The following is a 20,428-nucleotide window of genomic DNA, read 5'->3' as shown; positions in this document are numbered from 1 at the left end:
GAGCGAAGCAACTGCTTTTGAGTGTTAATAAACAACAACTAAAACAAATGAATTATTTTTCTTCTGATTTTAAATTGGGAATTCTAGGCGGCGGACAACTTGGTAAAATGTTGTTATTTGATACGCGAAAATTTGACATTCAAACGTATGTCCTTGATCCGAGTGAAGATGCACCTAGCAAGGTGGCTTGCAATCAATTTTTTCAAGGTGATTTGATGGACTTTGAAACGGTTTACAATTTTGGAAAAATAGTTGATGTTTTGACTTTTGAAATAGAATTGGTAAATCTTGAGGCACTTGAAAAACTTGAAGCGGAAGGATTGCCTGTTTATCCTTCGCCAAAAACCTTGCGTTTGATTCAGAACAAAGGGATTCAGAAAGATTTCTATGCTCAGAAAAATATTCCATCGGCACCTTATACTCGTTTTCCAGATTTAAAAGCGTTGCAACATGCGGTTGAAATGGAAGAAATATTGATTCCGTTTGTGTGGAAATGCACCGAATTTGGGTATGACGGAAATGGTGTGAAAGTAATTCGCGCCACGACCGATTTTGAAGGTATGCCAGATGTAGAATGTATTGCAGAGGAAATGATTCCGTTCAAGAATGAATTGGCGGTGATTGTTTGCCGCAATCCATCGGGTGAAATAAAAACCTATCCTGTGGTCGAAATGGAATTTCACCCAGAAGCCAACCAAGTGGAATATGTGATTTGTCCTGCGCGCATTGACGATGCTGTTGCCGAAAAAGCGAGAGCGATTGCCTTGAATGTTTCGGAACAATTTAACCACGTTGGTTTATTGGCTGTAGAAATGTTTCAAACGGAAGACGACGAAATCCTTATCAACGAAGTGGCTCCCCGCCCACACAACTCTGGACATTACTCAATTGAAGCGAGTTACACCTCACAATTTGAAAATCATTTGCGTGCCGTACTTGACTTGCCTCTCGGAAATACCGAAAGTAAAGTGGCCGGAATCATGGTAAACTTAGTTGGTGAAGAAGGATATTCTGGAAATGTGGTTTACGAAAATATCGAAACCGTTTTAGGTTGGAATGGTGTGACACCACATATCTACGGTAAAAAACAAACTCGTCCTTTTAGAAAAATGGGGCACGTAACGATCGTGAACGCTGACATTAAAGAAGCGAGACGAATTGCTGAGGATGTGAAGAATACGTTGAGAGTTATTAGTGAGTAGTTTTTGAGTTTTTAGTCGCAGTTTGCGGTCAAAAATGACAATAATTTTTTAATTAGCTTTGTAATAAAGTTTCCCCTTATGAAAATTTCAAAATTACATATAGAACAATATAGACATTTAGAAAATCTAGATTTTGATTTCACTTACCCTTTGGATTATAAGGACAAAGCGAAAGCGGGTAAACCTTTGGATAAAATTTGTTTTATTGGACAAAGTGCGACAGGGAAGACTGGGTTATTGGAGTTGATTTATGAGCATATACAAAACATTGTTAATTTAGAAATCATTGATGGTACATCCTTAGCAGGTCCTGACAATGTAATTAAAAATGTAAATGGTTCAATAAGTCTGTTAATTGCTGATGAAATCCTTACTCAGAAAAATAAAGTTATTTTTTCTAAAGGTACTGCTTATAAATATGAAAATAAAGGAGGAAGCGTAACTCCGTTAATACCATATCAAAATCAAAAAGACATATTTTACTTCAAAGCAAGCTTAACTTCAAATCATAATATCGAAATATTTACAAAGAACCCTATCGATCTAATCGAAAAACATAATGATAAATTAAATATATTTAGTAAAAGGAAGTTAAATCAAACTGATTTTGAATCTTGCTTTGACGAAAATGTAAAACCTGAAATGTGGATATTTTTATTAGTTGAGATTTTAAAGTATCGTAAAAATTTTACTCAAAAAATGTCTGAACTAATTCATAAAGGATTATTAGGTAACCTAAAGAAATTGGATGTTGAATATAAGAAGTGGGGTAAGGAAAATCCAAATGAACTAGAAGGTTTTGCCGAAAAATTTAATCCTATTTTAGAAAAACTAAACCTAGAAGTAGATTTAGTCAGTACTGAATATTCTATTCCAATAAAAAACAAGAAAACAGACGAAGTTATTCCAATACAGAATACCAGTACAGGAACTAAAGGATTATTACTTTCGTTTTTACCATTGTTTAAACTGGAAACCAAAGATTCCATTGTTTTGATAGACGAACCAGAACGCTCACTCTATCCTGATATGCAAATGGATTTGATGGATCATTATCAAAATCTAGCTCCCGAAGCACAGTTTATTGTTGCTACACATTCGCCTTTTATAGCTGCTTCATTCGAACCTGAAGAACGTTTTATTCTTCATTTTGATGCAGAAGGAAAAGTAGCAATTCGTAGTGGAAAATCACCTATTGGTGATGACCCTAACGATATGCTTAAAAATGATTTTGGGATTAATTACATTAATAAATACGGCCAAAAAAAGCATCAAGAATATATTGATTTGAAGCAAAAAATCTATTTCGAAAAAGATGAGAAAAAGAAAAAAATCATCGCAGAAAAATTAGAAAAACTAGGCGAAGAATATAATTTCTAAGAAATGAAAAGGATACTTAAAAACCCTGATTCACAAATCATAGTAAAGAAATTATTATACAAAATTGGTAGTAACAAATCGTTGGCTAGTATACTTTTGAGCGAACAAAAAAACTTTTGCGCCTATACCGAAGAATTCATTGGCATTAATGATGCAGCAGATATCGAGCACTTTAATCCAAATTTAAAATTAAACGATAAAGATTCCTATCAAAATTGGTTCATGGTAAAGCACAAACCAAACAATCTAAAAAGGACTAAGTGGCTCGAACCAATTTTACACCCAACAGATGAAGACTTTGAACAACGTTTGATTTACTTTGAAGGCTATTTTATCCATCAGCCAGACGATATCGCGACAAAAAACTTAATCGACCTATTAAATTTAAACGATGAGAATTTTGTGAAAAACAGAAAAAATTTCATCCAACGAAGACGGGAACGAATACAGGAAAGAGCAATATCTCCGGAAGACTATTTTAAAGAGAGAATTTTGAAAGAAATTGACTCGATCAAATACCTCAGAGCCATCCAAGAAGAATTTAACATTAATATTTGGGATTTAATCCCACAGACATAAAAAACATAAAAAATGAAAGTAGCCGTAATCATGGGAAGCATCTCTGACATGCCTGTAATGCAAGATGCCATCGATATATTAAAATCATTTAACATTGAAGTAGAAGTTGATATAGTGTCTGCTCATAGAACACCTGAAAAGTTATTTGATTTTAGCCAAAACGCTCATACACGTGGGATATCCGTTATTGTAGCGGGTGCGGGTGGTGCAGCGCATTTGCCTGGAATGGTGGCTTCAATGTCTCCCCTTCCTGTAATTGGTGTTCCAGTAAAATCTAGTAATTCTATTGACGGATGGGATTCTGTTTTGTCAATTTTACAAATGCCTGGTGGTGTTCCTGTTGCAACTGTCGCTTTGAACGGTGCCAAAAATGCTGGAATATTAGCCGCTCAAATTATTGGGAGTAGCAACAAAGAAATTCTTGACCGCATCATTACATATAAACTAGAATTGAAGGAAGCAGTGATTACCGCTTCTAAAAATTTGAAAAAATAAAAATATTTTAAAAATACCCTATCAAGGTTTAAAACCATGATCGAGTTAAATAAATACAACATGAACATCCTAACACAATATTTCAATACCAAACATAATACGGCGCCTTTTTCGCAGATTAAAAACGAAGATTATTTGCCTGCGATACAAGAAGGAATTGCTTTGGCGAAAGCAGAAATTGATGCCATTGCTAATAATCCAGAAGAACCGACTTTTGAAAACACGATCGTCGCCATGGATTACACCGGAGATATTTTGGACAGAGCGTCAAGCATTTTCTTTAATTTGAACTCGGCAGAGACGAATGACGAAATGCAAAAAATAGCTCAAGAAGCTTCGCCTCTATTGTCTGAATTTGGAAATGACATCACGCTAAATCCTATTTTGTTTGCTCGCGTAAAAGCGGTTTACGATTCAAGAGAATCATTAGACTTGACTACTGAGCAAGCCACTTTATTGGATAAAAAATACAAAGGTTTTTCTCGAAATGGTGCTAATTTGCCTGAAGACAAAAAAGACCTACTACGTGCTATTGACAAAGAATTATCGAAATTAAGCTTGCAGTTTGGCGAAAATATTTTGGCAGAGACCAATGCTTTCGAAATGCATTTAACAGACGAAAAGGATTTGGCTGGACTACCAGAAGGAACTATCGAAGCCGCGCGCTCTTTGGCGAAAGCCCAAGAAAAAGAAGGATGGATTTTCACTTTGGATCACCCAAGCTACGTTCCGTTTATGACGTACGCAGACAATCGTGAATTACGCAAAAAGATAGCCATTGCCTTTGGTGCAAGAGGTTTTCAGAATAACGAATTTGACAATCAAGAAATTGTTTTAAAAATTGCTAAACTTCGTTTTGATAGAGCGCAATTATTAGGTTATGCGACCCATGCTCATTTTGTATTGGAAGAACGTATGGCGCAATCCCCAGAAAAAGTACTTTCTTTTTCGAATGATATGCTAGCCAAAGCCAAACCGGCGGCCTTAAAAGAATTTGAAGAGTTGTCGACTTTCGCCAAAAAATTAGACGGAATTGCACAACTAGAAAAATGGGATGGCGGTTATTATGCCGAAAAATTGAAACAACAACTTTTCAACTTGGATGACGAAAAATTGAAGCCTTATTTCCAGTTAGAAAAAGTATTGAAAGGCGCTTTTACAATCGCTGATAAATTATACGGTTTAACTTTTACAGAAGTATTTGACATTGACAAATACCATCCTGAGGTAATGACCTACGAAGTTACTGATGAGAAAAAAGATTTAGTTGCTATTTTCTACGCTGATTTTTTCCCTCGAAAAGGAAAACGTAACGGTGCTTGGATGACTTCGTTCAAATCGCAATATGTAAAAAACGGAATCAACGAAAGACCGCATGTTTCTAACGTTTGTAATTTTACCAAACCAACAGAAACCAAACCTTCGTTATTGACATTTAATGAAGTGACGACATTGTTTCATGAATTTGGTCACGGATTACACGGCATGTTAGCCAACACCATTTACCCTAGTTTATCTGGAACATCCGTATTTTGGGATTTTGTAGAGCTGCCTAGTCAAGTTATGGAAAACTGGTGTTACGAGCCTGAAGCTTTGGCTTTGTTCGCAACGCACTACCAAACTGGCGAAGTGATCCCGCAAGAATATGTGGAAAAAATCAAAGAAAGTGCTAGTTTCCACGAAGGATTAGCAACGATGCGCCAGTTGAGTTTTGGACTTTTAGACATGGGATGGCACGGACAAGACCCTACAGGAATCACGTCTGTTAAAGCATTCGAAAAAGAGCAATTTGAATCTACTAGATTATACCCAGAGGTTGCCGAAAACGCAATGAGTACTGCTTTCTCACATATTTTTCAAGGTGGTTATTCATCAGGATATTATAGCTATAAATGGGCAGAAGTATTAGATGCTGATGCTTTTGAATTTTTCCAAGAAAAAGGCATTTTCAATAGAGAAGTCGCTACCAAATTCAAAGACAATGTACTTTCAAAAGGAGGAACAGAACCACCAATGGAATTGTACAAACGCTTTAGAGGACAAGAACCGAAGCCTGATGCTTTATTGAAAAGAGCGGGGCTTTTATAGATTTTCGATTGTTGGTTAACGTCCCGATGGTTCCGGGATTGATTGCAGACATCAAACCGAAGTTGTGATGCTTCGGTTTTTTTTATACAAAAAGGTTTCGAAAAAAAACTTATCAGTATATTTGGATAAAAAAGGCCTTATCAATGGACGTTTCTGCAATTAAAAAATACATTAAGCACAATAGTAATCCCAATTCAACAAGTAATTCTAGACAAGTTGAACTTTACAATCTTGACCAAGATGACAGGATTTTTAATTTTGAATGCTTAGGAAGCTATGGCGACTATTACCAAATAAACATTGACATACAGGAGCCAATAAGTAGTTCTTGCACTTGTCTTTATAAAACAAATTACCCTGGTATTTGTAAACATATAGTTGCAGCTTTAAACTCCATTATTATAGAGCATTTAAAAGAAAAAACTCAACCCGTCACGGAAGCTACAATCCAAACCCTTTTTGAAAATCTTGAATACGAAAATAAAACCGAAAAATTGAAACCCAATCAAGTAAAATTAACTAACGGAATTATTAGCCCATCAATAATCAACAAATGGACGGTGGCTTCTCACTATAGAGGGTACCAATTTAATAACCCGCAAATAAAATCTGCTTCGCTAACCGAAGTGATTGTCAAATCATCGGGTTGGGATCCTCACGAACAACACTTTCAATACACCTCTGAAACAGAGATTCTTCAATATGATTGTAATTGCGTGCAAACAACAAAAACATGTGAGCATATTGGCACTGCTCTTAACGAAATAGTAGCGGTTTTTGGAGATAATTTATTTTCGAAAACTTATTTTGAAGAAAAAACTGTTGAAGCAATTACTGCTCAAGGATTTACTACTAATGACGATTATAACAGCGTATTCAGCTTTAGCATCACCCCAAAAGGATTTGTTGCTAAACCAAAATTTAAAAATATAACTACAGATTCCAGAGATTTTTCTAAATTATTTGAAGACGATGAAGATTACACTACATTAAATTTACCCCTACCTGAAAATCAAGAAAGCAATTTCGGACTGGGTATTTGCTTTGAGTTTGAAGGTAAAAAGTTTGAAACAACATGCCTTTTTCAAGCGAAGTATAACAAAACAAAAACAGATTTCGCCTCAACAATAGCTCCTATAACAAGTTATAACTTTGTAGATGCATTAACAATATACGACTCAAACGAGGAACACAGTTTGATTGCAAAATCAATACAAATAAATGAAGCCTTAGCAAAGTACAAATCAACCAGAGACATTACTTTTTTAAAAAAAGCTTTTGCATCCAATCAAGATTTTATTAAGATTGCACGAAATAAATTGTGCTACAGTTACAACATTAGAAACACTCTTATACGCAAGAATTTAAAGCCAATCGTTTTTGAAAATAAAATAGTCACTTTATTTTTCATTTTAACTGAGACTACCTATTTCTATACCTTGAAAGCCAAAATCTCAATTAATGACAAAAACTACAACTTGAATGCTACAGCAATACAAATAACACCTTTATATATTTTCGCAGACGAGGTCGTGATTCCCTTAAAAGACAGCCGTTTATCGATATATTTAAACTATTATAAGGATTTAGCCGAAATAAATTATCTCAAAAAAGACACTCCTGATTTTTTTGAAAAAATAATAAAACCGTTATCTAAAAAATTTAAAGTTGAGTCGAAGCTTTTCAAAAAAGCAAAAGAACAAATCAACGAAAACGGCTTAGAGAAACAGGTTTATTTAACAGACCATCTTGGCGAATATATCACATTTACACTTGCTATAAAGTACCCTGACCAACTTGTCGAACTTCAGTCCTCTGAGATGCTGTACGATCCGAAAACAGACAAATACCAAGACCGAAATCAATCTTTTGAAGATAACTTCCTTGAGGAATTCAAACAATTGCATCCTGAATTTTCTCAACAAGAAGAGCTCTTTTACCTAAGCCCTGATCAGCTTTTTGAAAACTATTGGATGTTGCATTCTATTGAGCGAATGAAACAAATGGGAATTAATGTTTTTGGTGCAAACGATTTAAAATCATTCAAATTCAACTTAAACAAAGCCGTTATTAGGGTAAATCTAAAGTCGGATATTGATTGGTTTGATATTGAAATTGACATTAGTTTTGGAAATCAAAAAGTCAATATAAAAGACCTGCAAAAAGCATTTTTAAAGAAGTCTAATTATGTTACGCTTGGCGATGGTACCTTAGGGATTCTTCCGGAGGAATGGATGAAAAAGTTTGCCAATTACTTTAAAACAGGAGAAGTAAAGAAAAATGGTATTCAGATCTCCAATTATCAATTTGGAATAATTGATGAACTGTATGAAGAAATAGAAACTAAACCAGCGTTTCTAGAAGAGTTGTACAACAAGAAAATGCGTTTGCAAAATATATCTGAAATCGAAACTATTGCAATTCCAAAAGGAATCAAAGCTACATTAAGAGAGTACCAACACCATGGCTTAAATTGGTTGGCATTTTTAGATAAAAACCAATTAGGTGGATGTTTGGCTGACGATATGGGATTGGGGAAAACCCTGCAAACTATCACTTTTTTGCAACACCTTAAGTTAAAAAACCCAAAAGGGCAGCCTTCGCTAATCATTGCACCCACATCGCTAATCTTTAATTGGAATAACGAAATTGAAAAGTTTTGCCCAACGCTAAAAATCTTAACTTTTACTGGTGCGAATCGCTCAGAGAACAAAGACAAATTCAATAAATACGATCTAATCATTTCTACTTACGGCTCCTTGCTAAATGATATTGAGTTCCTCAAGGATTTTAAATTTAATTATATCATTTTAGACGAAAGTCAAGCGATAAAAAACCCGAACTCCAAACGTTATAAAGCAGTACGTTTATTGAATTCGTACAATAAAATCGCTCTTACAGGTACGCCTATCGAGAATAATACCTTTGATTTGTATGCGCAGCTAAATTTCTTGAATCCTGGATTATTGGGCAACATGTCCCACTTCAAAACCAATTTTTCGGACGCTATCGACAAAGAAAAAGACGTTGATGCATCGCAAATATTAGGCAAAATCATCGCTCCGTTTATGTTGCGAAGAACAAAAGAGCAAGTCGCTACAGAACTGCCAGAAAAAACTGAAAGCATCATTTTTTGCGAAATGGAAAAAGAACAACGCAAAGTATATGATACGTTCAAAAATAAATACCGCGATTATTTACTCAACAAAATAGATGAGAACGGCGTCGAAAAATCGCAAATGTACATCTTGGATGGATTGACTAAATTAAGACAAATTTGCAACTCGACAGCCCTGATTCCATCAGAAGAAGATTTTGGAAATTACTCCGTGAAACTGGAAACCTTAATAGAAAATATCAAAGAGAAAACAGGTAATCACAAAATTCTAGTCTTTTCGCAATTTGTAAAAATGCTTCAAATTGTAAAAACTCGTTTGGAGGAAGAGCATATTACTTTTGAATATTTGGATGGACAAACTACCAATCGACAAGACCGTGTAGAGAATTTTCAAAACAATGCTGATGTTCGAGTTTTCTTAATTAGTTTGAAAGCGGGAGGAACAGGACTCAATCTTACCGAAGCCGATTATGTGTTCATCATTGACCCATGGTGGAATCCCGCAGTCGAAAACCAAGCTATTGACCGCTGTTACCGCATTGGACAAACGAAAAAAGTAATGGCTTATCGAATGATTTGCAAGGATACCATTGAAGAAAAAATTGTTTCCTTACAACAAAAAAAGAAAAATGTAGCATCGAGTATTATTTCAATAGACGAGGAGAAAAAATCGTTTGATATTAATGAGGTGAAGGAATTGTTCAGCTAATTCTAGATTGTTGATTAACGTCCCGACTATTAGGGATTGATTACAGTTATCAAACCGAAGTAGTGATGCTTCGGTTTTTTTATCTCACAAACTTTCATTTATTTTTGAAAGTTTAAAAACTTTTACATACATTTGTACTATGACAATGAGCATTTATGTGATTTGCATTTGACCATTAAAAAGCAATAAAAGAGACGAATGAAATTCAAAGAAGCAAAAAATAAGTTCGTTCAAACTTGGGGAGCACTAGGATCGCAATGGGGAATTAATAAAACCATGGCTCAGATTCACGCTCTTTTGATGGTTTCAGCAGAACCGGTTTCGATGGAAGATGTGATGGAAGAATTGCAAATTTCACGCGGGAATGCTAGTATGAATTTACGCGCTTTGATGGATTGGGGAATTGTTTACAAAGAATACAAAGCGGGAGAACGTAGAGAGTTTTTTACCGCTGAGAAAGACTTAGACGAATTAGCAGTAAAAATTGCAAGAGAACGCAGCAAGAGAGAAATCAAACCTGCTTTAAAAGTTTTAAAAGAAGTGTCGTCGATCACTGCCAATCAAACAGCAGAAGAAAAACATTTTGTAGATCAAACTACTAAGTTGTATGATTTCGTTCTAAAAGCCGATAATGTTTTAGACAAAATCACCGAATACAAAGACAATTGGTTGACTAAGCTCGTTGTGAAATTCATGAAGTAACAATAAAAAAATTTAACCAAAACTTTCATTTTTTTCTGAAAGTTTAAAAATAAAAAGAATTATGAAAATACTAAATTTTTTAAACCTAGTGATTGTTATAACTGTAGTAATAACTGGAATATTGAGTCCTCTCATCAAAGACTGCGGACTTATTGTTTTCTTCACTGGACTATTTATAATGCCAGCCTATCAGCTATTATCTGGACTCATTTGGTTGACAAACGAAACTAATAACAAAGATGTGACTAATTATTTCAAAGGTGTTTTAGGCTATTTCTTTTTAATGTTCCTCTTTTCATTATCACACAACTCTTTAATAAATCAATCAGTAATTGAAAGCATAATGATGTATATAGGAGTTTCTATACCTATACTACTCGCTTTGTATTTTACTTTCATACTAAACAAAAACGCAAGAAGATGAAAACCCTAGCCAACCATACCCTTCTTTACGACGAAGAATGCCCAATGTGCAACCTCTACACTGCAGGTTTTATCAAAGCAAATATGTTAGATAATCAAGGCAGAAAACCATTTGTAAATATTACAACCGAAGAAGCAAACTATATTGATATACAAAGAGCCAAAAACGAAATAGCCTTAGTTGACACACAAAATAAAAGAGTTTACTACGGAATTGAAAGTCTATTAAAAGTAATTGGCAATTCTTTTCCGTGGATGGAGAAAATAGGTAATTGGAAACCCATAAAGTACTTTTTGAAAAAATTGTACAAATTCATCTCTTACAACCGAAAAGTAATAGTACCAAACAAAACGAAAGTCGGTGACCAAATCAATTGCATCCCAGATTTTAATACAAAGTACCGATTGTTTTATATTGCATTTACAACTTTAATTACAGCATTAGTTTTATTTCAATACGCAAAATTGATTTTCTTTTTACCAAGAGCAACTATCGTTAGAGAAATCCTTTTGGCAACGGGACAAATAGGTTTTCAAGCGCTTTTTATTCGAAAAATAGACAACCAAAAACAATTGAATTACATTGGGAATTTGGTCACCGTTTCTATAATAGGAAATTTACTTTTGTTACCACTATTAATCTTAAACAGCTATTTTAATTTAAATGATTATTTTATTTTGGGCTGGTTTGGATTGACCATGAACTTTATGATTTACGAACATTATAGAAGAATCAGCTTACTCGAATTACCTAAATATTTAACCCTAACATGGATTTTGTATCGAATACTCGCTTTGATAATCATCTTAAACTTTTAACATCATGAAAAAATTAATCATAGCAGCAGGAACAGGATTTTTAGGTCAAGTACTAGTGAATCATTTCGAAAGTAAATTTGACGAAATTATCATTCTGACACGCGGACAAAACAGCGTGAGCGGTAAAATTAAATTGGTTAATTGGGATGCCAAAACATTGACAGGATGGGAAACAGAATTAGAAAATGCAGATGTACTCATCAACCTTGCAGGAAAATCGGTGGATTGTCGCTATACCGAAAAGAACAAAAAAGAAATATTACTTTCTCGTATACAAAGCACCAAAGTCCTTAACCAAGCCGTACTTGCTTGTGCAAACCCACCCAAACACTGGTTGAATTCGTCAACCTCAACTATTTATCGATTTTCATTAGACAAACAAATGAGTGAGGAAAATGGAGAAATTGGCAATGATTTTTCAATGAATGTAGCACAATCTTGGGAGAAATCATTTTTTAAAACTGCAACGCCTAATACCTTAAAAACCGCTTTGCGCACCTCTATCGTTTTGGGTAGAAATGGTGGTGCTTTTATACCGTTAAAACGATTGACGCGATTAGGACTGGGAGGTAAACAGGGAAAAGGAAACCAATTCATCAGTTGGATTCATGCCGAAGATTTTGCTAGAGCCATCGATTTTATTATCGAAAAACAAATGACAGGCGTTGTAAATATCGTTTCACCTCAACCTATTTCTAATACAGATTTCATGGCGCAATTACGCAAACAATTGAACGTTTTCATCGGAATCCCAACCCCTGAGTTCCTGTTAAAAATTGGAGCAAAAATCATTGGAACAGAAACCGAATTGGTATTGAAGAGTAGAAATGTGATTCCGAAACGATTGCAAGAAAACGGCTTTGTATTCGAATACAAAACATTAGAAACTGCCCTAAATAATTTGATAAAATGACAACAATACAACTATCAACCAATATTAAGGCACCGATTGAGGTCGTATTTGATCATGCTCGTAATATTGATACGCACCAAAAATCTGCAAGTAAAACTAGTGAAGTTGCGATAGCAGGAACAATGCACGGATTGATCAATAAAGGAGAAACCGTAACTTGGAGAGGGAAACATTTTGGCTTTTTTCTACAGCATCAAAGCATCATATCCCAAATGGAGCTGCACTCCTATTTTGTAGACGAACAATTAAAAGGTCATTTCAAAACCTTCAAGCACCAACATTTTTTTGAAGAAATAGATGGACAAACTATTATGAAAGATGTGATGCAATACGAAACGCCGTATGGGATCTTCGGACGAGTATTTGACAAATTAGCACTGAAACAACATCTTACAAAATTTTTAATCGAAAGAAACAAAGTACTAAAAGTACAATCAGAGATGATGTCATCTTCAAAACAACCTAGACGTTTTCTTTATCTCGAGCGATTTTAATGATGATTTTGGTTCCAATTCCTATTTCGCTTTCCACATCAAAAATAGCGTTGTTCTTTGCGACCAACGATTTACAAAGTTGCATTCCGAGACCGGTTCCTATTATGTTTTCGTTCTCTTTTTTAGAAAGTAATGACGAAGATTTAACCAAATTCGATCGCGTTTCTGCTGTCATTCCTAGCCCATTATCTTCTACCACCAAGGTGCAAAAATCTGAATCATCAGTTCTTGTGTAGACTTTAATAGTTCCCGAATCGTTTGAGAATTTAATTGCGTTATCCAATAGATTTCGAAGAATCAATTTGAGGGATTCTTGATCGAATAAAACAAGGTCTTTCTTAGCAATATTATTTTCGAAAAGCATATTTTTCTCTTCCATCAAAGGGATATAATTGTAGGCCACCTGCTCTACCATAAAAAATAAACGTAAAGAGGTAATTTCGAAAAAAGACTGACCTGTTTGCAAAATAGCCCAATTAAGTAAATTATCGAGTAAGTTGTAAGTGCTGTTTGCAATACCGCTGTTCTGGTGCAACAGTTGATCTATTTCTTCTAGGTCTTTTGTGGCTACTTTTTTAATTAATTTGGCATTACTACGTTTCATAGCGTTCACAGACGAGCGCAAATCATGACTCACAACCGAGAATAATTTATCTTTGGTGGCATTCAACTCATCTAGATTTTCTTTTTGAGCCAAGATAATTTTATTGGTTTTTATTTTTTCTCGGTACAAATAAATTCCGGCTCCCAGCAAAAGCAACAAAAACAGTGCTGAATATAGAAATCCATTTCTTTCTGCTACTTTAATTTTATTTTCAGCTTGTAGAACTCTTACTTCTTTCTGCTTTTGTTTAACAGCAAATTGTTTTTCTAGCTTGGCTACTTCCCAAATTTTATTTTGGTCGTTTAGTGAGTCTTTCCATCGATCAGACTCTTCTCTGTACGCTAAGGCTTTGTCAAATTTATTCCTGTTTTTTTCGACAACCGCCATATTTAAGGCTGTCTTTCTTTTTAAATCAAAATCGCTAGTTTTTTTCGAAAGTTCATACGCTTTTACAAAATACGGAATAGCCATCGCATCCTTAAACTGTACATAATATAAAGTGCCTAGGTCACCATAAGAACCGCTTAACATCATTGGATCGCTATTTAACTTTTGCAGGTCAATACTTTGAAGTAGGTACTTTTCGGCATCGTCAAACTTTTCAAGATGTAAATACGATATACCTATATTATGTTTTAAACCACTTTTATTATAAATATAATTTTTTTCCTTTTCTGTGTTTTCAATATTCTGATAATATGAAATGGCCTCCTTATATTTCTCTTTGCCTAGGGCTATATTTCCAAGATAGATTTTGACCAAATAGTAATAACCGAATGATTTGGATACCTGACTAAATTCTTTCTCGGAAGCATTCATCAATTTTTTTTGATAAAAAGAATAAGCCCTAAAAAAATGACAATAATCAACAACTAGTTTATTATTGTTGGCCATGCTCAACTGCTTCATTGCGTGAACCAAAGTGGAATCCCATTTTTTTTCAACAAAAAAATGAGCTGCTCTGGATAAGTTAGTTTCCTTCTTAAAAACTTTGATTTTTTGCAGTAACTCTCTTCCAAGCAAACTATCAATTTGTTTTTGTTGAGCAGTGCTTGATAAGCATATAAGAAACAGCAAAACACCAAGGTAAAGTCTAATTTTAATCAACATCTTTCTTTTAATGATTGAATCACAAATGTATCCAAAAAAAAAGTTTTACAAACTTTAAAATTTGTAAAACTCTTTTGAAATGAGGATCTTATTGTTTTAAAAACTAAACCTTTTGCACTGTTGTTTCTGTTCCTCTTGATGATATTGGGTCAATATTCCATAAATACGATTCTAGCGTTTTGATGGTATGACCATGAGATTGAATTGGCATTTCAAAGCTGAAATTGTAGGGATATAAACTAGTAGGAATAACTTCCTTGTAATCATAGGCTATATACAACTCCTGCGTATGTGCGCCCAAAATTTGATGCGCCAAATAAATATCCAATGAGGCAACAGCGTCTGATGCATCAATAAAAACAGTTCCACTCACGGTAACTGTAGTAAGCGCTTCGTCGTACTTAGCACTAATTATGGGTGCTAATGGTGCTACCGTAGTTTGTGTTGACGGACTTATTAATTCTCCTTTGGTGAGCGCATTAATCGTGGTAAAAAACACTGCACCGTTTGACAAATTTGTTTTGGAATCTGTACTCATTTTAAATATGTTTTTGGATTAAGTCCGTAAACATAGCAAAAATTGTGTCTGTTTTGCAAAAATAGAAGGCTTTGAACTATAACATTTCCTCAATAATAAATACGACAAACTCTTAAGCTATAAATACTAAAAGGATCGTAATTATTGATGCAGTATCGGATATTTAGTTAGAAAAATCATTTAATAAACTCCCTAAAATTCTCTTTGGTCACCACCAAATATTCCGGATGATACGCTTCTTCAAAAGATTTTGGTAGCTTTACTTTTTTTAAAGGAGACCATTTGAACTCAAAGGCACTCACTGCATCAGCTGTGGTTTCAATATAATTAATTTCTTGCTGAGCAGTTGTTCTCCAAAAATAAGGTTTTGCCAAACTATTTGCATATGACAATTTTTTCACCCGCTCCGAAACTAAGAAATTCTCCCACAATGCGCCTTTGTCTTGTCTAAATTCTAAAGAATTGAAATTACCTATCAACATATTGCGAACACCATTATCATAGAAATATATTTTACGATTGGCTTTGATTTCGTTTCGAATGTTCTTACTAAAACTATTCAATCTAAAAATCACAAAAGCTTTTTCGAGCAAATCAATATAATTACTCACCGTATTTTTATCTACACCAACGAGTTGCGCAATTTCATTATAACTCACTTCACTTCCTACTTGCAATGCTAAGGCTTGTAGAATCTTCTCTAAAACTTCTGATTTTCGAATACCAGCCAAACTCAGAACATCTTTGTACAAATAACTTGAAACTAAGTTTTTTAAGATTTCATACTCATTTCCAAAATTATTGATTACATCCGGATACATTCCGTAGAGCAAGCGCAACTCCAATTGCTGCTGTGCTTTGATGTAACCTACATTATTTTCGAATTCGTTCCATGAAATTGGGTATAAGTGGTACTCAAATTTTCTACCAGTAAGCAGCTCTTGGGTAACATGATTAATATCGAAAGCAGAGCATCCACTCACAATCACTTGCACCTCTTTGATTTGGTCCACAATGATTTTTAGTTTTAATCCAATATTTGGTATTCGCTGTACCTCATCAATGAAAACGTATTTATAATTCCCTATAATACTTTTCAGTGTTTCGGTATTAGCATTTGACAAAGTATCCACCACAACAGCGTCATCTCCATCCAAAAATAAGAACGGAATTCCATCTAATAAGCTATTTACCAATGTAGTTTTACCAACTTACCTTGGTCCTATTAGTAAAACAACCTTGCCTTTGTTCAGGTTATCTTTAATTCTACGGGTTAAATCTCTAAAAATCATGACTTTAAATTTAAACCAAAGATAATACAAAAAACTCTATTCACCAATATTATAGTATTTTTGGTGAACGTATTCACCAATATTACCCTATTTTCGGTGAACGTATTCACCAATATTACAATTATTAAAGAAAAATAACGAGGCTCTATCTCAAAATCAACTCTCTTTGTATCCAAAAAGAAGCAGAATAGAATTTATTTTCATAAATAGAAGCAGTTTGAAGAATGAACCTAAAATATAAAAAAGCAATTTAAACCTGGTTTTTCATATTGTTTTCTCAAAGACAAATGCATCGATGAACCTACCATAATACTGCTTTTTTTGAAGGACAGCATAATTATTTTTCATAAAGTAGGGATACATAGTAACTAATTCTTTTGCTTCAACACTTGCTACTTTTTCGAAGAAAAAATACATTGTTTTTAGCAAATAATATTGCCAACGGCTTGTTGTGTGGTTATTACTAAAATCGGAAAACAACCAAAGTCCGTTTTCTTTTAATGTATTATGTAGTTGCTCAAATACAATTTCAGCTCGATTTCTTGCAAAATTATCAAATAGAAAAGCAGTAATTAGTACATCATAAGATTCCTGATCATTAAATTTTTCTATTGGAAGATGAACAAAAGAAACCTTGTTGTTTCTACATTTTCTCTGTTTGGCTAACTGGATCATATTAGCCGAAATTTCTACAAAAGTAATTTGTAGGTCATCATGACTTTTAGCTATTTCTTCCAAAATCCAACCTGTTCCACCACCGACAATCAATATTTTTTGATCGCTTTTGATAAAAGACAACTGCTCTTTTTGTGCATTGACCTGAGACTTCAAAAACACAATTCTGCTTAGAACATCGTACCATGAAGCGATAAAATCATAATTATTGGTTTTCATAGGTAGCTCATATTAGTTTTTGAATGCGAAATAGAATGGCTTTGTTTGTTCTTGAAAATCCCGATCGCATCTCTTGATTCTTGCTTTCGACCAAATCTTGGTTATGCTAGTATTATAGCGGCTATATTTTACCAGTGATTTTTCAAAATTAGCTCAGCCAATATACCGCAAATGGCTTTTACTAAAATTAATCCATCTATAATAATTAAATAAAAGAGAATGTTTTTTTTGGTATACATAAAAAAAGCAACCACGATGGTAAGCAAGAACGGAATCAAATTGATTCCGATTTTCATGAGACTCAAATCTTGAATATACCCGAAAATAAGAAAAGAAATCATTCCGATAATTAATAGCGGCAGTAAAATAAAACCAATTGTTTTTTGAATTCCAATTCGAACCACAAAGGTCTTTAGTTCTCTATTTACATCAATTTCATAGTCCTTAATATCAAACATTATTGCGTTTACAGTGCAAAACATCCAGTTTTGAATAAATAACCAAATCCATAAAAAAGTATTTTCTTCTATAAAATTAGATTCTATCCTAAGCATTATGATTGGTAGAATATTGGCCGTACTTGCCCATAGAAATCCAATAATAAAAGGCTTTAGCCAACCCGTATTACGCAGGTTGAGATTGAAATACGTAGTAGGCAACAAACCATAGTACAAAGCGGCTAGACCAAGCATTAAAAACACAATTAGCCAATAATAGAGTGGTAAATTGACAATGTTCCAAAAGTTAACTACGATTTGATAAACTACTATAACAATACTAATAAGGGCTAGTATAAATTGATTTTTTTTTAGAAATTTAGCATTACTAATGAACCATTTTGATCTTGGGTTTGTAGCACTTCCAAATTTTATCGCTCCCATATACGCATAGTTGTAATACACAATTGGTGCGCAAAAAACTAAAATATAATACCCTAATGAATTATACGGAATCCCTAATCTTAAAGTCGCTTCGATATTCAGAGCTATGGCTAATAGTCCGATAAAGTAATTTCCAAAAAAAATGAACTTTATTAATTTCAAACTCATAGTAACAACTTCTTTTTTTATTTGCTTTAGTTTTGCTACGGCATCAAGTGGTACAAACAGTAAACAAATTCAATATATTAATGTCACCTAGCTCAAGCTACCTTTTTTAAATTCATTCCAAAACTTAAACTACCTTACATTTAGAAATCCAAAAATCCTTGCAGTCGATTCATCTCACAAAAATAAGGAATTGCTTAGAATATCAACCGCGATACATTAAAATCTAGTAAATTCAGTCTTTAAATAGCATTGCGCTTGATTAATAATGCTTATTTTTATTTCATTTTTAAAATAACCCAGAAACAAATGTTCCAAATAGTCACCAGACTGATTGAAATACGATTACGTAAATTTTTACCTCCGAAAGATAAAACCGCTGTAGTTCTATTTATAGGTATGTACTTCTTCTTAGCTTACCTTTTGAATTTAAAATATGAAATGTTCCAGAATTATATTTTTTTATTCGCTATCGAAATATTTACCTATCACACCAACAGAACCGATTTAGAATTATTACAACTCAACAAAAAATACAGAAGCATTCTTTTTATCGAATACCTTTGCTATAGTTTGCCGTTTTTACTGATTTTAGTGCTGCACCTAAATTACATACAACTCAGTTTGTACCTTATTATGATAGCAGCCGCTATCTATGCTCCAAGGGCACAAACCAAAAAAATTAAATATCCATTTCGCCTTTTTGATCCTTTTTGGCATATTTCTTTTCGAAAAAATAAATTGTGGTTCGTTTTACCGCTTCCATTGTTGCTCTTATACATGGGCGCGACACACAACAATGACAATTTGATTCTGGCTTCTTTTGGTATTAGCGCACTACTTTCGAGTAGTATCTTTAATAATAGAGAACCTATTCAATTCATTAAAGCCACGGTTTTCGAACCAAAAAAATACCTACAACACATTATTAAAAACAGTGCCATCAATAGTTTGATGATCATCATTCCTACTGTACTTGTTTTACTTATTGTACAAAAAACAGCGCTATTGCTATTTGTACCGCTTCTATTTATTTTCCCGATTATCAATATGCTATTAAAATATGCGTATTTCAAGAACCAATTTATACGGCAAATTTATTTTTTGTTTGTGATAGGCAGTTGTATTCAAATTTATTTGGCTCCCGTCATTTTACTCTTACTGCCGTATTTGTACAAAAAAGCTGTTACCAACCTTCAACTCATGCACTATGCTTCAAATTAATATTGTCGAAAAAAAATATAAAGATCAGGTAGTTTTAAAAGAGGCTAATTTCCATATTCTTCAAAACGGAATTTATGGCATCGTTGGAAAAAACGGCCAAGGAAAAACGACTTTATTCAAATGCATATTAGGATTCGAGCCCTTTGAAGGCAGCTGCACATTCGATAATAAAAAAATCGTTTTACAAGATGTAGCTTGGTGTCCGGCAGAGTCACCAATATACGAGGAGTTAAGTCCAGCCGAATTCTATACCTTTTATTGTTCTATTTTGGGTATCGAAAACAACCAATCTCCAAAACTTTTTGATGTGCCCGAGGACAAATTAGTCAAAGAATTTTCGACAGGGATGAAAAAGAAGGCTTTTTTGAACGCTCTCTTTCAAAAAGACTATCCTGTTTACATTCTTGACGAACCCTTCAACGGACTGGATATTGAGGCTAACTACATATTAATGAATTACCTAAAAGAAAAGGCACAATATAGCATTGTATTGATCTCCTCTCACATTTTGGATGTTTTATTCACTAATTGCCTTAGAATTTTTGTGGTAAATCAAACTACAATTTCCGCCTACGATAAAGAGGAATACACTGAAATTCCGGCAAAATTATTTGGTTAGTTAAATTGATATAAAGCGCTCACATTTATCTTCTTAATTTTAACAAAATCAAATCTAAAAAAGAATCATTTCCAATGAATTATGTTTATTTTTGCATCACGAAAAACACAACTATTTTTACTGAAAAATGTACCAATTCTGATATCAGCTTGTTTTTTGACAATTTAAAATCAGAATAC

At 33.8% G+C, this 20,428-nt stretch carries 18 protein-coding genes; 13 read left to right on the top strand and 5 right to left on the bottom strand.

Annotated features, from left to right (window positions below):
- Positions 1 to 47: 47 nt before the first annotated feature.
- The 11 genes from FFWV33_RS07340 to FFWV33_RS07290 all read left to right on the top strand — a co-directional run bounded on the left by FFWV33_RS07340 (position 48) and on the right by FFWV33_RS07290 (position 12,922).
- The gene (locus FFWV33_RS07340; protein ID WP_108742492.1) at positions 48 to 1,202 is read left to right on the top strand and encodes a 5-(carboxyamino)imidazole ribonucleotide synthase; all 1,155 of its coding nucleotides are present in this window, start codon (positions 48 to 50) and stop codon (positions 1,200 to 1,202) included.
- A gap of 78 nt (positions 1,203 to 1,280) precedes the next feature.
- Positions 1,281 to 2,582: an AAA family ATPase gene (locus FFWV33_RS07335; RefSeq protein ID WP_108740301.1), complete on the top strand. Its 1,302-nt coding sequence runs from the start codon at positions 1,281 to 1,283 to the stop codon at positions 2,580 to 2,582.
- Between the two features lie 3 nt (positions 2,583 to 2,585).
- Positions 2,586 to 3,161, top strand: a complete 576-nt coding sequence (locus FFWV33_RS07330; protein ID WP_108740300.1) for an HNH endonuclease domain-containing protein — start codon at positions 2,586 to 2,588, stop codon at positions 3,159 to 3,161.
- A gap of 12 nt (positions 3,162 to 3,173) precedes the next feature.
- Positions 3,174 to 3,656 carry a 5-(carboxyamino)imidazole ribonucleotide mutase gene (gene purE, locus FFWV33_RS07325; RefSeq protein ID WP_108740299.1) on the top strand — a complete coding sequence of 161 codons (483 nt, stop codon included), beginning with the start codon at positions 3,174 to 3,176 and terminating at the stop codon, positions 3,654 to 3,656.
- 60 nt (positions 3,657 to 3,716) lie between these two features.
- Positions 3,717 to 5,744 (top strand): M3 family metallopeptidase, encoded by a 2,028-nt coding sequence (locus FFWV33_RS07320; RefSeq protein ID WP_108742491.1) that lies wholly within the window; start codon positions 3,717 to 3,719, stop codon positions 5,742 to 5,744.
- A 143-nt stretch (positions 5,745 to 5,887) separates the two neighbouring features.
- Complete coding sequence (locus FFWV33_RS07315; protein ID WP_108740298.1) at positions 5,888 to 9,571, top strand: DEAD/DEAH box helicase; 3,684 nt, start codon at positions 5,888 to 5,890, stop codon at positions 9,569 to 9,571.
- A 198-nt stretch (positions 9,572 to 9,769) separates the two neighbouring features.
- Positions 9,770 to 10,273, top strand: coding sequence for a GbsR/MarR family transcriptional regulator (locus tag FFWV33_RS07310; protein ID WP_108740297.1), 504 nt, complete (start codon positions 9,770 to 9,772; stop codon positions 10,271 to 10,273).
- Between the two features lie 61 nt (positions 10,274 to 10,334).
- Positions 10,335 to 10,697, top strand: coding sequence for a hypothetical protein (locus FFWV33_RS07305; protein ID WP_108740296.1), 363 nt, complete (start codon positions 10,335 to 10,337; stop codon positions 10,695 to 10,697).
- Positions 10,694 to 11,515, top strand: coding sequence for a DCC1-like thiol-disulfide oxidoreductase family protein (locus tag FFWV33_RS07300; RefSeq protein ID WP_108740295.1), 822 nt, complete (start codon positions 10,694 to 10,696; stop codon positions 11,513 to 11,515). Before FFWV33_RS07305 ends, FFWV33_RS07300 begins: the two co-directional genes overlap by 4 nt.
- Before the next feature lie 4 nt (positions 11,516 to 11,519).
- Complete coding sequence (locus FFWV33_RS07295) at positions 11,520 to 12,428, top strand: TIGR01777 family oxidoreductase (protein WP_108740294.1); 909 nt, start codon at positions 11,520 to 11,522, stop codon at positions 12,426 to 12,428.
- On the top strand, positions 12,425 to 12,922 hold the full coding sequence (locus FFWV33_RS07290) for an SRPBCC family protein (RefSeq protein ID WP_108740293.1): 498 nt from the start codon (positions 12,425 to 12,427) through the stop codon (positions 12,920 to 12,922). Before FFWV33_RS07295 ends, FFWV33_RS07290 begins: the two co-directional genes overlap by 4 nt.
- On the opposite strand, the gene FFWV33_RS07285 is transcribed toward FFWV33_RS07290, so the two are convergent.
- The 5 genes from FFWV33_RS07285 to FFWV33_RS07265 form a co-directional block, all read right to left on the bottom strand.
- A complete protein-coding gene (locus tag FFWV33_RS07285) occupies positions 12,891 to 14,636 on the bottom strand; it encodes an ATP-binding protein (RefSeq protein WP_245891707.1) in 1,746 nt (581 codons plus the stop codon). The two genes, FFWV33_RS07290 and FFWV33_RS07285, sit on opposite strands and share 32 nt — an antisense overlap.
- A 103-nt stretch (positions 14,637 to 14,739) precedes the next feature.
- Positions 14,740 to 15,174: a hypothetical protein gene (locus tag FFWV33_RS07280; protein WP_108740292.1), complete on the bottom strand. Its 435-nt coding sequence runs from the start codon at positions 15,172 to 15,174 to the stop codon at positions 14,740 to 14,742.
- 176 nt (positions 15,175 to 15,350) lie between these two features.
- On the bottom strand, positions 15,351 to 16,370 hold the full coding sequence (locus tag FFWV33_RS07275) for an ATP-binding protein (protein ID WP_245891705.1): 1,020 nt from the start codon (positions 16,368 to 16,370) through the stop codon (positions 15,351 to 15,353).
- Between the two features lie 360 nt (positions 16,371 to 16,730).
- The gene (locus FFWV33_RS07270) at positions 16,731 to 17,360 is read right to left on the bottom strand and encodes a class I SAM-dependent methyltransferase (protein ID WP_108740291.1); all 630 of its coding nucleotides are present in this window, start codon (positions 17,358 to 17,360) and stop codon (positions 16,731 to 16,733) included.
- Between the two features lie 128 nt (positions 17,361 to 17,488).
- Positions 17,489 to 18,409 carry a UbiA prenyltransferase family protein gene (locus tag FFWV33_RS07265; RefSeq protein WP_108740290.1) on the bottom strand — a complete coding sequence of 307 codons (921 nt, stop codon included), beginning with the start codon at positions 18,407 to 18,409 and terminating at the stop codon, positions 17,489 to 17,491.
- Between the two features lie 306 nt (positions 18,410 to 18,715).
- Between FFWV33_RS07265 and FFWV33_RS07260 the strand changes: the two genes are divergently transcribed.
- Both FFWV33_RS07260 and FFWV33_RS07255 read left to right on the top strand, forming a co-directional pair.
- On the top strand, positions 18,716 to 19,630 hold the full coding sequence (locus tag FFWV33_RS07260) for a hypothetical protein (protein WP_108740289.1): 915 nt from the start codon (positions 18,716 to 18,718) through the stop codon (positions 19,628 to 19,630).
- The gene (locus tag FFWV33_RS07255; RefSeq protein WP_108740288.1) at positions 19,617 to 20,249 is read left to right on the top strand and encodes an ATP-binding cassette domain-containing protein; all 633 of its coding nucleotides are present in this window, start codon (positions 19,617 to 19,619) and stop codon (positions 20,247 to 20,249) included. The genes FFWV33_RS07260 and FFWV33_RS07255 overlap by 14 nt, the downstream gene beginning before the upstream one ends.
- The last annotated feature ends 179 nt before the right edge of the window (positions 20,250 to 20,428 follow it).

The sequence above is a fragment of the Flavobacterium faecale genome (assembly GCF_003076455.1).
In the GTDB taxonomy this organism is placed as follows: domain Bacteria; phylum Bacteroidota; class Bacteroidia; order Flavobacteriales; family Flavobacteriaceae; genus Flavobacterium; species Flavobacterium faecale.
Note: the sequence above shows the minus strand (reverse complement) of the source record. Positions and strands in the feature narration are given on the sequence as shown.